The organism is Streptomyces sp. NPDC001315, assembly GCF_042896175.1.
Lineage (GTDB): Bacteria > Actinomycetota > Actinomycetes > Streptomycetales > Streptomycetaceae > Streptomyces.
Map to the genome: position 1 here is coordinate 43,415 of NZ_JBIAWZ010000026.1, position 14,229 is coordinate 57,643.

Genomic DNA, 14,229 nt, shown 5'->3' on the forward strand with positions numbered 1-14,229 from the left:
TTCCGTAACGTGTCATGTACTCGTATGGTTCGCGAGCAAACAGTTCATACGGCCCGTTCGGATCCAGGGGGATTCCGGCGGGCTCGTCGAGGCAGAGGGCCCGCGACCGGGCCCGGAAGCCGGGGGGTTCATGCACAGATCCAGAGGGCTCAGCGCCGCCCTCGTCCTGTCCACCGCGGCGGGCCTGGGCCTGGTGGCCCTGCCGCAACCGGCCGCCGCGCTCACCGCGCCGGTCGCCTTCACCGCCGACGACCTGCCGACCTGGCAGACCAACGGCATCGTGTGGGCACTGGCGGAGGCGGGCGGCACGGTCTTCGCGGGCGGTACCTTCTCGCAGGTGCGCCCGCCGGCAGGAGGAAGCGGCACCGCGCAGAACGCGGTGAACTTCGTCGCGCTGGACGCGGCGACCGGTTCTCCCACCGCCTGCACACTGTCCTTCACCGTCGGCAGCGGCACCGCGACGGTGCGGGCGCTCGCCGTCTCGCCGGACAAGAAGACGCTGTACGCGGGCGGTTACTTCGGCGCGGTCAACGGCACGCAGGTCAGCAGCCTGGCCGCCATCGACATCGCCACCTGTACGCCCAAGGCCACCTTCCATCCCAGTGTCTCGGCCACCGTGCGTGCCCTCGCGGTCACCGACAACACCGTGTACCTGGGCGGCGACTTCACCTCTGTCGGCGGCAGCGCGCATGCGCGGTACGCGGCCGTGGACGCCACCAGCGGCGCGGTCAAGACGTTCCAGGCCGACGTCGACGAACCCGGCCGGGCCGTCGCGGTCACCCCGGACGGCCAGAACGTGATCCTCGGCGGCGACTTCTTCACCGTCAACGGCGCGAACTCGCACGCTCTGGCCGTCGTCGACGCGACCACGGGCGACAACGTCCGCACCTACCCGGACTTCATCGAGACCAACTCGGTGGTCAAGGCGCTCGACACGGACGCCACCGGCTTCTACACCGGCAACGAGGGAACCGGCGGCGGCGTCTTCGACGGCCGCATCGCACTCGACCTGTCCACGCTCAACCAGCGCTGGCGCGACACCTGCCTGGGCGCCACCCAGGCCGTCAAGTCGTACGAGAGCGTGCTGTACAGCGCCTCGCACGCGCACGACTGCTCCAGCGTCGGCGAGTTCCCCGACGGACGCCGGCATCACCTGCTCGCGGAGCCGACCACCGGCACCAACAAGCTGGGCTGGTTCCCGGACACCAACGACGGTCTGGGCGAGGGCATCGGCCCGCGCGCCTTGGCGATCTCCGAGACCTCCGACAACAAGTACATGTGGGTCGGTGGCGAGTTCACCACCGTCAACGGCTCCGCGGCCCAGGGCCTCACCCACTTCGCGGCCTCTCCCGACACCGGCGCTCCGGGGGTCCCGCAGGTCGGCGCAGAGTCGGTGACGCCGACCGAGGCCCATGTGCGCTGGCGCGCCAGCACCGACCTGGACGACACCAAGCTGACGTACAAGGTCTACCGCAACGGTGGCTCCACGCCGGTGTACACCGTGGACGGCGACTCGCTGGAGTGGTCGCGTCCACAGCTGTCGTTCACCGACACGAACGTCACCCCCGGCTCCACCTACAGCTATCGGGTGACCGCCACCGACAGCGCGGGCAACGCCTCGGCGCTGTCCACCGCGGCAACGGTGGCCGTGCCGACCTCCGCCCAGAAATACCCGGCCAAGGTGCTCGAGGACGGCGCGAACCTGTACTGGCGCTACGACGAGTCCGCCACTCCGTTCGTCGGCGACACCTCACCCGGCGACCAGAGCGGTATCCACGTCAACGGGCCCTCGCTGCGCCAGACCCCGGCCGCCGTGACCGGCCCCTCCACCGCCATCGGCTTCAACGGCAGCAACCAGCAGATCTACAGCGACAAGCGCACCACCGTGCCGAGTCAGTACTCGATCGAGACCTGGTTCAGGACGACCACCACCCAGGGCGGCAAGCTCGTCGGGTTCGGCAACAACACCACGCAGGCCAGCGGGAATTACGACAAGCACGTCTACATGCGCAACGACGGCCGACTGGTCTTCGGCGTGTGGACGGGAACGGCCCGCACCATCACGTCGTCGGCCGGCTACAACGACGGCGCCTGGCACCACGTCGTCGCCACCCAGGGCTCCTCCGGGATGCGGCTGTACGTGGACGGCAACGAGGTCGGCACGCTGGCCGAGACCAACAGCCAGAGCTACAGCGGCTACTGGCACGTCGGCGGCGACAACCTCAACGGCTGGCCGGACCAGCCCTCCAGCAACTACCTCGCCGGGCAGATCGACGAGACCGCCATCTACCCGTCGGTGCTGAGCGCGTCCCAGGTGCAGAACCACTACACGCTGGCCTCGGCCCCGGCCGACAGCGTGCAGACCGTCCGGGCATCGGTCGATACGTACGTCAACGCCGGTGCCCCGAGCAGCAATTACGGCACCTCCACTTCGCTGGCGGTGCGCGGCAGCTCGGCGTACGAGACGTATCTGCGCTTCGTTCTGCCGTCGGCCCCGGCCGGGACGGTACTCAAGAGCGCGCGGCTCGCGGTGAAGACGACCACGTTGAGCAGCGCGGGCAGTACGGACGACATCTCCGTGCGGCCGGTCACCGGAAGCTGGACGCAGGCGGGGACCACCTATGCCTCCAAGCCAGCGGTGTCCTCGACCGTGGTGGGCACCCTGAGCGGAGCCTCCGACATGTCGACGGTCTACTCGGCGACACTCGACACCTCGGCGCTGTCTCCCGCCCTGGGAGGCACCTACGACCTGGCGCTCACGAGCACCGGGACGGACGCGCTGTGGCTGTGGTCCAGTGAGGCGACGGCCGCGGAGAACACCCCGCAGCTGGTGCTGACCTTCGGGGCGCCGTAACCCTCACCGCGTCCCCGTGTGTGGGGCGCCCGACCACGGTCCGGCGCCCCACACACCCCACGCGGGCCCGCACCTTCGTGTGGGCCCGCCTCCATACCCAGGCCCACCGGGGCCGCAGGAGCCACCATGCACACTCGTACTCTTCGGTCTCTTCGGCGCGGCGCCGCCGCCGGCGCTCTCACCGCGCTCCTCGCGCTCGCCGGCTGCAGCTCTGGCGGCGGCACGCAGGCGGTGCCGAAGTCCCCGCAGCGCATCTCCGACGACCAGGCCGCCGCCGTACCCGACGACCAGGCGAGCCCAGCCCCCGAAGGCTCGTCGGCGTCCCCCAAGGGCCCGGTCCTGCCCGACGCGGAACTCACCCCGGCGACCGGTTCCTTCACCGCCAAGGAGAAGAAGTACCTGCACGGCCGCGTACCCGAGAACATGGACCCGGCCGCCGTGCTCCAGGCCGGCCAGGAGACCTGCCAGCGCATCGAGCGCACCGCCGCCCACGACAAGGACGCCGCGATCGGCGCGATCATCGCCGGGGAGGTGCCGTCCGCCGCCGACGCGATCGCCCAGCTGTGCCCCAAGCAGAAGCCACTGTTGGACGCCGCGGAGACCGGCTTCACCGACGGCACCCGCACGAAGCCGGAGCCGGGCACGTACCGGGCGCTGACCACCGCCGAGGGCTGCACCTGGAAGGCGGTGGGCGCAGGCGCCAAGGTGCTGGCGTCCGGGCCCGGCCCGGACGGCCCGAAGAAGGTGACCGCGAAGATCCCGGCCGGGACACGTACATTCGTCTCGTCGGGCTGCTACGCCTGGCTGCCCGCGTAGGGGCTGCCGTCTGGATCACGCCGCGGACGCGGGGACCGACGCACGTCTGCCGCGTTGTCGTCGGTCGCCGGCTCCTCCACGCTCGGCTGCGCTCGCGGGGGCCCATCGCGTCGACTTGCTCCTCCGCCTTGCCGCCGCACGCGCCGGCCCCCGCTCACCCCTCTGCAATGCGGCCGCGCCGTCCCTTTCGGGGACCGACGCGGCCGTGTCCTGCCGGTGTCAGCTCACGTCGTACGCACGCGTCACGGTCTGGGTGACCGTGTTGCCGTTCGCGTCGGTGAGCGTGACCTTCAGCGTGACGGGCTTGCCACTGGCGCCCGTGTGGTCGAGGACCGCCGTCCAGGCACCGTCCTGCTGCCGGGTCTCGGCCTGGGTCCAGGTGGTCCCGCTGTCGTACGAGTAGGACAGCGAGGCCGCCCTGATCGCACCCGGGGTGTAGCCGGCGTGACCCTCGGCCGACAGGCCGATCCGGACCCCACTCTCGGCGGCAACCCGGTTCAGGGAGTCCACCGGCACGTCGTACGCGGGGAAGAGGATCGGCAGGCCCTGCGAGTAGACGTCCGACTCCAGGTGCGAGCGGAAGCTCCAGGTCGTGGTGATCTGGCTGGAACGCAGCCAGTTCCGGTCCGAGCTGGGGAACTTGAAGAGGTTCTGGGTGAGTTCGTACGCGGAGTCCTCGTCCGGCACTTCGAACACGCCGGAGGGCCAGGCGCTGGTGCCGATCGTCTCACCGTTGCGCTTCAGCTCCAGGTTGCCGAAGTCGCCGAAGGACCCGCCGTAGGACCAGTGGTCCCCGGAGCCGTCGAGCCAGAAGGCGCTCTGGAAGCCGATCAGGTCGCCCTGCCGCTCGGCGGCCAGCTCCAGCGCGCCGTTCACGTCGCGCGCCGCGGCCGGGCGCAGCACGCCGCGGTACCACTCCTCGGTGCGCTTCTGCCCCGCCTGGTAGGTGCGGTCCTGGTCCTGCAGGACGGCCGCCCAGGGGAAGGTCGTCATCGCGTAGTGCGACCATGCGTCGTCGCCGGGGGTGTAGTAGGCGGTACGGGTACCGGGCGCGTGGACCGCGTCGCCCGCGCTCACCGTGATGTAGGTGTCATCGCTCCAGGACGGGCGGACCCACAGGAAGTCGCGGTAGTCGGCCTCCTTGCCGACCGCGTTCCACTTCTCGGTGACCTGGGCCAGGCCCGCGTTCTTCGCGCGGTACACCTGGTCGGACTCGATCGGGCCGTCGGTCGGATAGGTGAGGTTGTACACGTAGGACGAGTCGGCGTCGGAGCCGGCGAGGCGCCAGGTGGAACGGAACTCGTACGAGCCCGTCCTGGCCCGGCCGTCCACCGACGCGTAGTAGTCCTGCACGGTGCTGCCGGCGGTGAGCGTACCGGTCATCAGCCAGTAGTCGTCCCAGGTCCGGACGTAGCTGAGGGTGGTCCGGCCCACAGTGGCCGGGCGCTCGGTCTCGACGCTCAGCCGGCCGGCCTTCCTGGCGTCGAGGACCACGGTGGTGTCACCGGTGATCCGCAACTGCGGGTCCGCGAGGTAGCTGACCGACGTGGCCGCACCCGCGTCGTCGTACGACACCGCGAAGCTGCTGATCGTGTAGTCACCCGGGCGGACGCTGTACTCCTCCTCGGCGGTGCCGTCGAGGGTGCGGCGCTCGGCGCTGTCGGTGTCCATCGCGGTGACGTCCAGGGAGCTGTCGCCGGTCGCGGGCTCGCCGTTGCGGTCGAGGACCTTGACCTTCAGCGTCACGGTCTCCGGCTCGACGTACAGCGTGAACGGCACGGAGACGTGCACCCCGTCGCCGGTGGCCAGGATGCGCCCGGTGACGCCGCCGTACTGGTTGTCCTTGAGGTGCGCCGTCGGATCGATCCGCAGCGGCACCTTGACGGTGCCCCCGGCCGGAACGGTCACCTTCTTGTCGCCCAACTGGGCGACCGGGGTGGTGACGGCGCTGCCGTCGTTGCCGTGCACCCCGCTGACGTCCAGCTTCAGGGTGACGGCCTTGCTGCCGCTGTTGGTGAACGGCACATCCACGGTGGTGCGGTCGGACGCCTGCTGCGGCCAGTCGTAGGCGCCGGCCTGGACGGCGGACTCGGAGACCACCGTCTCGTTGATCGCGGCGGCGACGTCCAGCACGCCGGCGCCGACCTCGTCGGCCTCGCCGACACTGCCGCCGGTCCGGGCAGAGCCGACCAGGGCGGCCTTGACCTGCTGCGCGGTCCAGTCGGGGTGCGCCTGGCGGACGATGGCGGCAGCACCGGCGACATGCGGGGTGGCCATGGAGGTACCCGACATCGTCTGGTACGCGTACACGCCGCGGCCGCCCGCGTTGGCCGCGGATATCCCGACGCCGGGGGCAGCGATCTCGGGCTTGAGCGTGTGGGTGACGGCGACCGGGCCCCGGCTCGAGAACGACGCCGTGGTGTCGTCGCGGTCGACCGCGCCGACGGTCAGCACACCGGGTGCGCAGCCGGGCGAGGAGACGGTCTCAGCGTGCGGGCCGGAGTTGCCGGCGGCGACGACGAACAGGGTGCGGGTGCTCTGCGAGAGCTCCTTCGCGGCCTGCGCCATGACGTCGGTGCAGTCGCCCACGTCGGTGGAGCCCAGGCTCATGGAGACCACGTCGGCCTGCTGGTCGACGGCCCACTGCATACCCGCGATGATCCAGGAGGAGTCGCCCTCACCGGAGTCGTTGAGCACCTTGCCGATGAGCAGGGACGTTCCGGGGGCGACGCCCTTCTTCTTGCCGTCGCTCGCCGCGCCCGACCCGCCGACCGTGGAGGCGGTGTGGGTGCCGTGGCCCTGCTTGTCGGCGGTGCCGCTGCTGGATCCGGTGAAATCTTCGGACTCGACGACTCGGTTCTGCAGGTCGGGGTGGTCGGCGTCGACTCCGGTGTCCAGCACGGCGACCTTCGTACCGGTCCCGTCGTAGCCGGCCGCCCAGGCCGCGGGGGCGTTCACCTGGGCGGTGGACTTGTCGAGGGTGGCGGTTACCTTACGGTCCAGCCACAGCTTCTTGAGAGTGGAGGCGGCGCGGGACTTCTTGTCGGTGACGTCCTGCCAGAAGTCGGTGGCGGAGGCCTTGTCGGCCTTGAGCGCGACACCGTCCACCGCCGAGAGAGTCAGTCCCCGTTCGGCCCCGCGGGGCGTGACCGGAAGGCTGCGGCCGACATCGGTGCCGTCCTGGTATGTCGCGATGAGCGGGAGGGTGTCGGAGTGCGCGTCGTCGTAGCCCTGCCGGACCAGGCCGGTGACGTTGAACAACTCCTCGTCGACCAGGCCGTCGGCGAGCGCCCGGCTCACCGAGGCGGGGTAGACATAGAGGTCGTCACCGACCTGGCGGGTCTGGACGATCGGGTCGGTACCGTCCTCGTTGGGCAGTACGACGACGGAACTGCGGCCCTGCGCATCGGTGGTGACGCGGACCTTGTCACCGCTGACCAGAGTCACGGTCGCGGTCGAACCGCCTGTCTTCGACGCGGCCTCACTGCCGACGATCGGTCTTCCGCCGTCCCCCGAGGACGGCGGGGTCGCCGCCGAGGGGAAAGCCGCGGTGACAGCCAGGACCGCGGCGGTCGCCGCGCCCAGCGTCAGCCGGGATATCAGAGCCATGGAACTCCCTCGCTGCGCTCCCCCCGGCGGGCAGGGTGTGCGCCCGGGCGACTGCGTACGGCGCAGCCCCCTGCACGGGAGGATGGGTGGTTGCTGGTGAGACCCTGCCACAGCGTCAATTCAGCGGCGGATGGCGATCGTGACGGCTTCCCGCCATGGCCTGTTTCCGCCACAGCCGGACGTGTCCGGCGAAAGCGGCACAGAAGTGAAAGCCGACGCCGTGAGCGACCATGAGCCGGGCAACGTCAACGGCCAGGTCGCACACGACGCAGAAGCAGAGTCAGGCAACGGACACAAAGAATCCGGCACCCCTTGAGCAACCGGAAGCCGGCAACGTCATCGGAGCCACAACGCCCGGCCAAGGAAGCGAAATCCAGCTGTCATGCAGCAGCGATCGTAAGTCCGGTGCGGTTCGAAGAAGCTGGTCTCGGACGGTGGGGCCTCGATACAACGGCGTACCTCCGGCCTGCCTCCGCAATAGGCCACGACCCGCTCCACGTCCGCCAGTTCCTCGGGAAGCGCAGCCGTGTCCGGCGGCACGCGCCAGTGATACATCATCTGCACGCCAGTGCCCACCATCTGTTGCCTGCGCACTGTACGTGGAGGTCGATGAGGAGATCAGCGGAGTCTGCCAGGAATACGTCAGCCGCAGAACAAGTGCTCGGCGTCGGTATGAGAGTCCCCCGGAAATTCTCGCGAGCCGATAACTGCCCGCGGTTATCCTGCCTCTTCCGGAACACGCCAGGGAGGTCCCTCACCATGAGCAGCACCACGATGCCCTTTCCCGAGCGGATCGAGCTCACGGGGGAAGGTCTCGTCCTGCGCGACTGGACGGAAGGGGATCTGGGCGCGATGACGGATCTGTTCGACCACCCCGACATCGCGTACTGGACGCCGATCGTCTCCCCCTTCGACGGAGCGGCCGCCCGCGCACGGCTGGGGCGGGCCCGGCAGCTGCGGGCGGAGGGAACGACCATCCTGCTCGCCATCACCGTTGACGGCCGCGCACCGCTCGGCGAGGTGATGCTGCGGTGTGCCCCCGAGGGCACAGAGCTCGGCTACGTGATCGGCCCGGCGCACCGCGGCCAGGGGCTGGCTGCGCGGGCAGTGCGGGTGATGGCTGCGTATGCCTTCGAGCAGCTGGGCGTGGAGCAAGTGATCCTGGAGCTGGAGGCCGAAAACGCCGCCAGCGTCGCCGTGGCCACGAAGGCGGGCTTCAGCCTGCTCGACGTGCCGCTGATCAAGGGGCAGGAGAAGGGGCGGCCCTATGCCCTGCAGACGTGGGGCCTCAATCTCCCCTGATCGTCAAGTCTGCGTCCCTTTGCGGTGCCGATCGGTGTCAGCGTGAGACTACGTGGGGACCTTGGTGAGGACCCGCCGGGGCGCCGTAGAGCCCGCCGTGTCCGAGGCGATGCTCTCCCACCAGCGACAGTTCGGCTGGATGTGGGCAATCGAGGGCCGAGCTGCCCTGGACCGCCCTGGTGATCAGCTCCGAGCTCCCGTTCAACGTCGGCGAGGGGTGAGGGAGCCCCCCGGACCCGGGCTTGTCAGAGCTTCCCACCGATCTCACACGCCCGGCACGGCGGCTGACCGCAGGTGCACTGCATGATGGCGTCCAAGACCTCGCGGTCGTGGTAAAGGCACTCATCCCTGCAAGTGTGGCGCGGGATGAATCCGGCCGGGATCTCACCGGGCCACGGCTCGTGCCCATCCCGGCAGCGGACGAACCGCTCGGGGTCGGTGGAGTGCAGTTCGTGCATCCGCCCCCGCGCCTCGTCTTCCAGCTCCCGCACTCGCTCCACCAGGCTCTTGAGCTCGGCGGCGATGCTGGAGTACCGGTCGGCGCCAGTCCTTACGTGTGCGGCCCGCAGTGCCATCGCTGCGTTACCCAAAAACCTGCTGGCATCCTGGAGGTCGGTCACGTGATGCAATTGAATGCCGTTCACGCCCCGTACCCACACGGCGTCGCTGCTGCTCACTGATCCGCCTTCCCGGCGTTCGCCTTGGTTCTCTTGCAAAACGGTCTGCGCGGCGCCGATGCCTCCGCATAGGGAAAAATTAATCCATTTAGGGACACTAAAGGCCTCGGAAACGTGCGTCCAGCATATGCCGGAGTGAGTCGACTCACAGCGGCATGGAATCTCACTGGGCATGACATACCGGAAGATCCATTACCCCTCGTCTGATGGATCTTGTGCTGGATCTTCCAATGAATCCTCTGCCGATATCATGACCACCGGCTGTTATTCGTCATCCGGCGACGGTGTAGGAGCGCGCTCCCGTCCCGGCAAGCCCACCGCTGTCGACGATCAGGTACTCGGGGCGGATCGGGCGTCCGTCGAACCAGCACTCCAGGATCTCCCGGGTACCGGCCGCGTAGCGGGCCTGCGCCGACAGGGTCGAACCGGAGACGTGCGGCGTCATCGCCTCGTACGGCATGGTGCGCCACGGATGGTCGGGCGGTGGCGGCTGCGGGTACCAGACGTCACCGGCGTAACCGGCCAGCTGGCCGCTGTTGAGGGCCCGCACCACGGCGTCGCGATTGACGATGAGCGCGCGTGCTGTGTTCACGATGTAGGAACCGCGCTTCATGACCCCGATCAGGTCGTCGTCGAAGAGGTTCTGCGTCTGCGGATGCAGTGGAGCGTGGATCGACAGCACGTCGACCGAGGAGGCCAGCGAACGCGCGTCGGGATGCCAGGTCAGCTCCAGTTCCTCTTCGACCTCCTTGGGCAGCCGGTGCACGTCGAAGTAGTGCAGTGCGACGTCGAACGGCTTGAGGCGACGCAGTACCGCCTGGCCGATACGGCCGGAGCCGAGGACGCCGACGTCCATGCCTTCCACGTCGTAGGCGCGCGAGACGCTGTCTGCGATGTTCCAGCCCTTCTTGGCGGTCACCCAGTCATGGGCGGGCATGTAGTTGTGCACCAGGGTGAGGATCTGCATGACGGCATGCTCGGACACACTGATGCTGTTGCTGTAGGTCACCTCGGCCACCGTCATGCCGTGGGCGATGGCGCTCGGCAGGTCGACATGGTCCGACCCGATCCCCGCAGTGATCGCGAGCCTGAGCTGGGGAGCCGCGGCAATCCGCTCCGCCGTCAGATAGGCGGGCCAGAAGGGCTGCGAGATCACCACGTCGGCATCACGCAGCTCACGGTCCAAAGTGGAGTCCGGACCTTCCTTGTCGCTGGTGACGACAAAGGTGTCGCCCCGGTCCTCCAGGAACCGGCGCAGTCCCAGTTCCCCCGAGACGCTGCCGAGGAGCTGCCCCGGGGTGAAATCTATGGCTTGTGGGGTCGGCGCGGTCTGACCGCCCGGATAGCCAGTGATGGCCGGAATCTCGTCGCGGGCGTAGTCGGGAGGATAACCGCCCACGGGGTCCGGATAGAGCACCGCAAGGATCTTTGCCATGGCCGCCCTCCATCGGTAAGGCCCCTGCTCCGCTTAGCCGATGGGGCACCGATGATCTTGAATTTTAGTCGAGCACGCATCGGCGCTGCAATCCCCGGAGGCGAGGGGCAAGTGGGCCAGTGGATAGGGATGCAGAAATGCCGACGAGCCCGCGGCAGCAGTGGGGCACTCGGTGTGTGCGGGCTGTCGGAGCCGGTCATGACATTTGCAGACGCCGGTTTCTGCAGCGTCTGGACGTTCTCCAAATGCAGTCACGTGGTCCACCTGTGCGAGAAATGACAGGCCAGAAAATCCGTCGGTGCGTTGAGCGTCGCGGTGGGTCTGCCGGCAACAGCGACAGGGCTCGCCATCGGGTCGAGCTGGGACGGTCGGGCCCGATCGCGCTTGACTTGACACGCGGATTAGCCTTGAAAAAGGAACTGTGGTGTGGTGTGTGCCTGTTGGAGCGTGCCGCACACCTCAGGGTTGGCCAGCGTCACCGGCATCCGGAGGCAGCTTATGGCAACCTATGAATATGCATGCAGCCGGTGTGGGCCTTTCGATGTGAAGTTGGCAATCGGAACAGCGCCCAAAGGTTACGGTTGCCCAGTTTGCGCACGCCCTGCGCGACGCGTGTACTCTCCACCCGGCCTTTCGTCGGCCTCGAACACAGCTGCCGCCCTCCATGAACGGGAGGAGCAGAGCCGTGAGGCTCCGGCAGTGGTCTCCGCCGTGCCGCCACGCAGGCAGGTACAGCGGCGCCCACACCCCGCGCTCTCGCGGTTGCCCCGTCCCTGAGGACGGCGGTCGACAAGCCAAAACGTCTCACGCGGGCTTCGACGTCGCAGGACGGACGTCGTGCCCGTAGCGGTGCACGGAATACGGAACCACGTGACGGCGGGCGGCAGCCTGGACCGCGATCGGCTGCTCGATCCTGGCGCAACGCGATTCTCACCCGCGCGCGGACTTGGGAGGTGCGTCCCCGTGGGCAACGTGGGGCTGCTCTTTGTCGGTGCGGTGCTCTTCATCAACGGGTTGCTGCTCCTCGGGAAGGTGGATGCCCGGGCAGGAGCGGTGTTCAACCTTTTCATAGGCGCACTGCAGGTACTGACGCCGACTTACCTCATCTTCACCGCCGACAACGACCCCATGAAGATCCTGGCGGCATCCGGCATCTACCTGTTCGGCTTCACCTACCTCTATGTAGGTGTCGGCCTGCTCGCCGGCCTCGACAGCACCGGCGTGGGCTATTACTCGCTGTTTGTGGCAGTTGCCGCCCTGGGATATTCGTTCGTCAATTTTCGGCTCTTCAAGGACTACCCCTTCGGAGTCATCTGGCTCTACTGGGCATTCCTGTGGTTCCTGTTCTTCCTCCTGCTCGGTCTCAAGATGGACCACCTCAGGATCTATACGGGATGGGTCACAGCGATCCAGGGCTGGGTCACCGGCGTGATTCCCGCTGGGCTGCTGCTCTCCGGCTACTGGAAGCACCCCACCGAGATCGCCATCGCTCTGGCGGTCTTCGGCGTGGTGGCGTTCGCGGGACTGTGGCCGCGCACCCGGAAATCGCCCCAGCCGACCCCAGCCGCTCCGCCGCCCGGAAGCGTGGGCGCGCCGACGTGACCGGATCAGAAAATAAGGAGCTGTCATGCCTGAAATTCTCTTCAGAGTGGACCACAGCAAGTCGATGCGTGACCAGGACGTTCCCGGACACAACAGGTGGCACCCGGATGTCCCCGCCGTTGCCATGGTGAAGCCAGGAGCGGAGTTCCGCTTGGAGTGCCGCGACTGGACCGACTGCCAGGTCGGCAACAGCGACACCGCCAACGACGTACGCGACATCGACCTGACCATCCCTCACATGCTCAGCGGCCCGATAGGCGTGGAGGGCGCCGAACCCGGCGACCTGCTCGTCGTCGACATCCTCGACCTCGGGCCCGTGCCGCAGCAGACCGGAGACGCGGCAGGACAGGGCTGGGGCTACACCGGCATCTTCGCCAAGGCCAACGGCGGCGGCTTCCTGACCGACTACTTCCCGGACGCCTACAAGGCGATTTGGGACTTCCACGGACAGCAGGCCGTCTCCCGCCACCTTCCCGGGATCCGCTTCACCGGAATCACCCACCCCGGGCTGTTCGGAACCGCCCCGTCCGCCGAGATGCTCGCCCGCTGGAACGCCCGCGAGAAGGCGCTGATCGAAACAGACCCCAACCGGGTCCCACCCCTCGCCGTACCGCCGGACATCACCAACGCACTCGCCGGCACGGCCACCGGAGACCTCGCACGGCGCATCTGCGAAGAAGGCGCGCGCACGGTCCCGGCCCGCGAGAACGGAGGCAACCAGGACATCAAGAACTTCACCCGGGGGTCCAGGGTGTTCTACCCCGTACACGTCAAGGACGCCAAGCTCTCCGGAGGCGACCTGCACTTCAGCCAGGGCGACGGAGAGATCACCTTCTGCGGTGCCATCGAGATGGGCGGCTTCATCGACTTCCACGTCGACCTGATCAAGGGCGGCATGGAGACGTATGGCATCTCCACCAACCCCGTGTTCATTCCCGGCAACGTCGAGCCGAGGTACACGGAGTTCCTCACCTTCATCGGGATCTCCGTCGACCACGACACGGACACGAACTACTACATGGACGCGACGCTGGCCTACCGCCGGGCCTGCCTCAACGCCGTCGAGTACTTCAAGAAGTTCGGCTACAGCGGAGAGCAGGCCTACCTGCTGCTCGGCTCCTCCCCCATAGAGGGACGCATCAGCGGCATCGTCGACATCCCCAACGCCTGCTGCTCGCTGTACGTACCCACCGCCATGTTCGACTTCGACGTCCGGCCCACCGCCGCCGGCCCGATGAAGGCCGACCGCGGCCAGTGCGCGCTCACCACCGCCTGACCGGACGACGGCCCCGCAGCACGCGCTGCGGGGCCGTACGATGCAGCGCTTGGCATGCCGACCTCGGCTTGAACCATCCATGTCAGCCCCGGCGGCGAGGTCGGCATCAGGCTCCCCGCCCCGCTGCCCACCTGGCCGACGCCCCGCACGGGCGATATGTGGACTCCGAGGGGGCGCCCAGCACTGACAAGAACCCCTCACCAGCGAAAACAGGAAGACCACCCACCACGACGCAGCCGCCGTGGCGATCAATCCCGTCCATAGGAACGGTCCGCACGAACGACGGACATGATCGAGGCCGGCCTTTCCGGAGGTTGGCTCTGGACGGGTTCCGCGGAGGGGCGCAGCCTGATGAGTGGGAAGCTCGGGCACGGAGATGATCACGATGGAAGCCAAGCAGTGGAACGTGCAGATCTACATCACCGAGGACGGCGACGACACGCACGCACGTGCCGTGCTGACCACCCGGGACACCTCGACCGTCACCGGCAAAGGTGAGGCGCGGCGCAATCCGATCGACCGGCCGATCCCCGAGATCGGTGACGAACTCGCTGCCAGTCGCGCTCTGGAGGACCTGGCCATCCGACTGCACGACGTCGCCGCCGACGACATCGTGCAGCTGGCCGGGCCTGTCGAAGCCTGAGGGCGTCCTCAGTCG

11 protein-coding genes are annotated in these 14,229 nt (G+C 68.2%); 8 read left to right on the top strand and 3 right to left on the bottom strand.

Features of this window, described 5'->3' with window-relative positions; translation table 11 throughout:
- Positions 1-130 precede the first annotated feature (130 nt).
- A complete protein-coding gene (locus ACFY16_RS38000; protein ID WP_390651787.1) occupies positions 131-2,854 on the top strand; it encodes a LamG-like jellyroll fold domain-containing protein in 2,724 nt (907 codons plus the stop codon).
- A 126-nt stretch (positions 2,855-2,980) separates the two neighbouring features.
- The gene (locus tag ACFY16_RS38005; RefSeq protein ID WP_390651788.1) at positions 2,981-3,670 is read left to right on the top strand and encodes a hypothetical protein; all 690 of its coding nucleotides are present in this window, start codon (positions 2,981-2,983) and stop codon (positions 3,668-3,670) included.
- A gap of 219 nt (positions 3,671-3,889) precedes the next feature.
- Here the strand turns inward: ACFY16_RS38005 and ACFY16_RS38010 are convergent, their stop codons facing one another.
- Complete coding sequence (locus ACFY16_RS38010) at positions 3,890-7,279, bottom strand: S8 family serine peptidase (RefSeq protein ID WP_390651789.1); 3,390 nt, start codon at positions 7,277-7,279, stop codon at positions 3,890-3,892.
- Positions 7,280-7,409: 130 nt separating this feature from the next.
- Here ACFY16_RS38010 and ACFY16_RS38015 point away from each other — a divergent pair, with 130 nt between their 5' ends.
- Together ACFY16_RS38015 and ACFY16_RS38020 are read left to right on the top strand one after the other, a co-directional pair.
- Entirely contained in the window at positions 7,410-7,595 is a 186-nt protein-coding gene (locus ACFY16_RS38015) for a hypothetical protein (protein ID WP_390651790.1), read from the top strand.
- Between the two features lie 443 nt (positions 7,596-8,038).
- Positions 8,039-8,581, top strand: coding sequence for a GNAT family N-acetyltransferase (locus ACFY16_RS38020; protein ID WP_390651791.1), 543 nt, complete (start codon positions 8,039-8,041; stop codon positions 8,579-8,581).
- 245 nt (positions 8,582-8,826) lie between these two features.
- Here the strand turns inward: ACFY16_RS38020 and ACFY16_RS38025 are convergent, their stop codons facing one another.
- Both ACFY16_RS38025 and ACFY16_RS38030 read right to left on the bottom strand, forming a co-directional pair.
- Positions 8,827-9,258: a hypothetical protein gene (locus ACFY16_RS38025; protein WP_390651792.1), complete on the bottom strand. Its 432-nt coding sequence runs from the start codon at positions 9,256-9,258 to the stop codon at positions 8,827-8,829.
- A gap of 271 nt (positions 9,259-9,529) precedes the next feature.
- Positions 9,530-10,693 (bottom strand): NAD-dependent formate dehydrogenase, encoded by a 1,164-nt coding sequence (locus tag ACFY16_RS38030; protein WP_390651793.1) that lies wholly within the window; start codon positions 10,691-10,693, stop codon positions 9,530-9,532.
- Between the two features lie 498 nt (positions 10,694-11,191).
- Between ACFY16_RS38030 and ACFY16_RS38035 the strand changes: the two genes are divergently transcribed.
- The 4 genes from ACFY16_RS38035 (at position 11,192) to ACFY16_RS38050 (ending at position 14,214) form a co-directional block, all read left to right on the top strand.
- Positions 11,192-11,470, top strand: coding sequence for an FmdB family zinc ribbon protein (locus tag ACFY16_RS38035; protein ID WP_390651794.1), 279 nt, complete (start codon positions 11,192-11,194; stop codon positions 11,468-11,470).
- A gap of 186 nt (positions 11,471-11,656) precedes the next feature.
- On the top strand, positions 11,657-12,295 hold the full coding sequence (locus tag ACFY16_RS38040; protein WP_390651795.1) for an AmiS/UreI family transporter: 639 nt from the start codon (positions 11,657-11,659) through the stop codon (positions 12,293-12,295).
- Between the two features lie 25 nt (positions 12,296-12,320).
- Positions 12,321-13,571, top strand: coding sequence for a formamidase (gene fmdA / locus ACFY16_RS38045; protein WP_390651796.1), 1,251 nt, complete (start codon positions 12,321-12,323; stop codon positions 13,569-13,571).
- Between the two features lie 376 nt (positions 13,572-13,947).
- Positions 13,948-14,214 (top strand): DUF1876 domain-containing protein, encoded by a 267-nt coding sequence (locus ACFY16_RS38050; RefSeq protein ID WP_390651797.1) that lies wholly within the window; start codon positions 13,948-13,950, stop codon positions 14,212-14,214.
- The last annotated feature ends 15 nt before the right edge of the window (positions 14,215-14,229 follow it).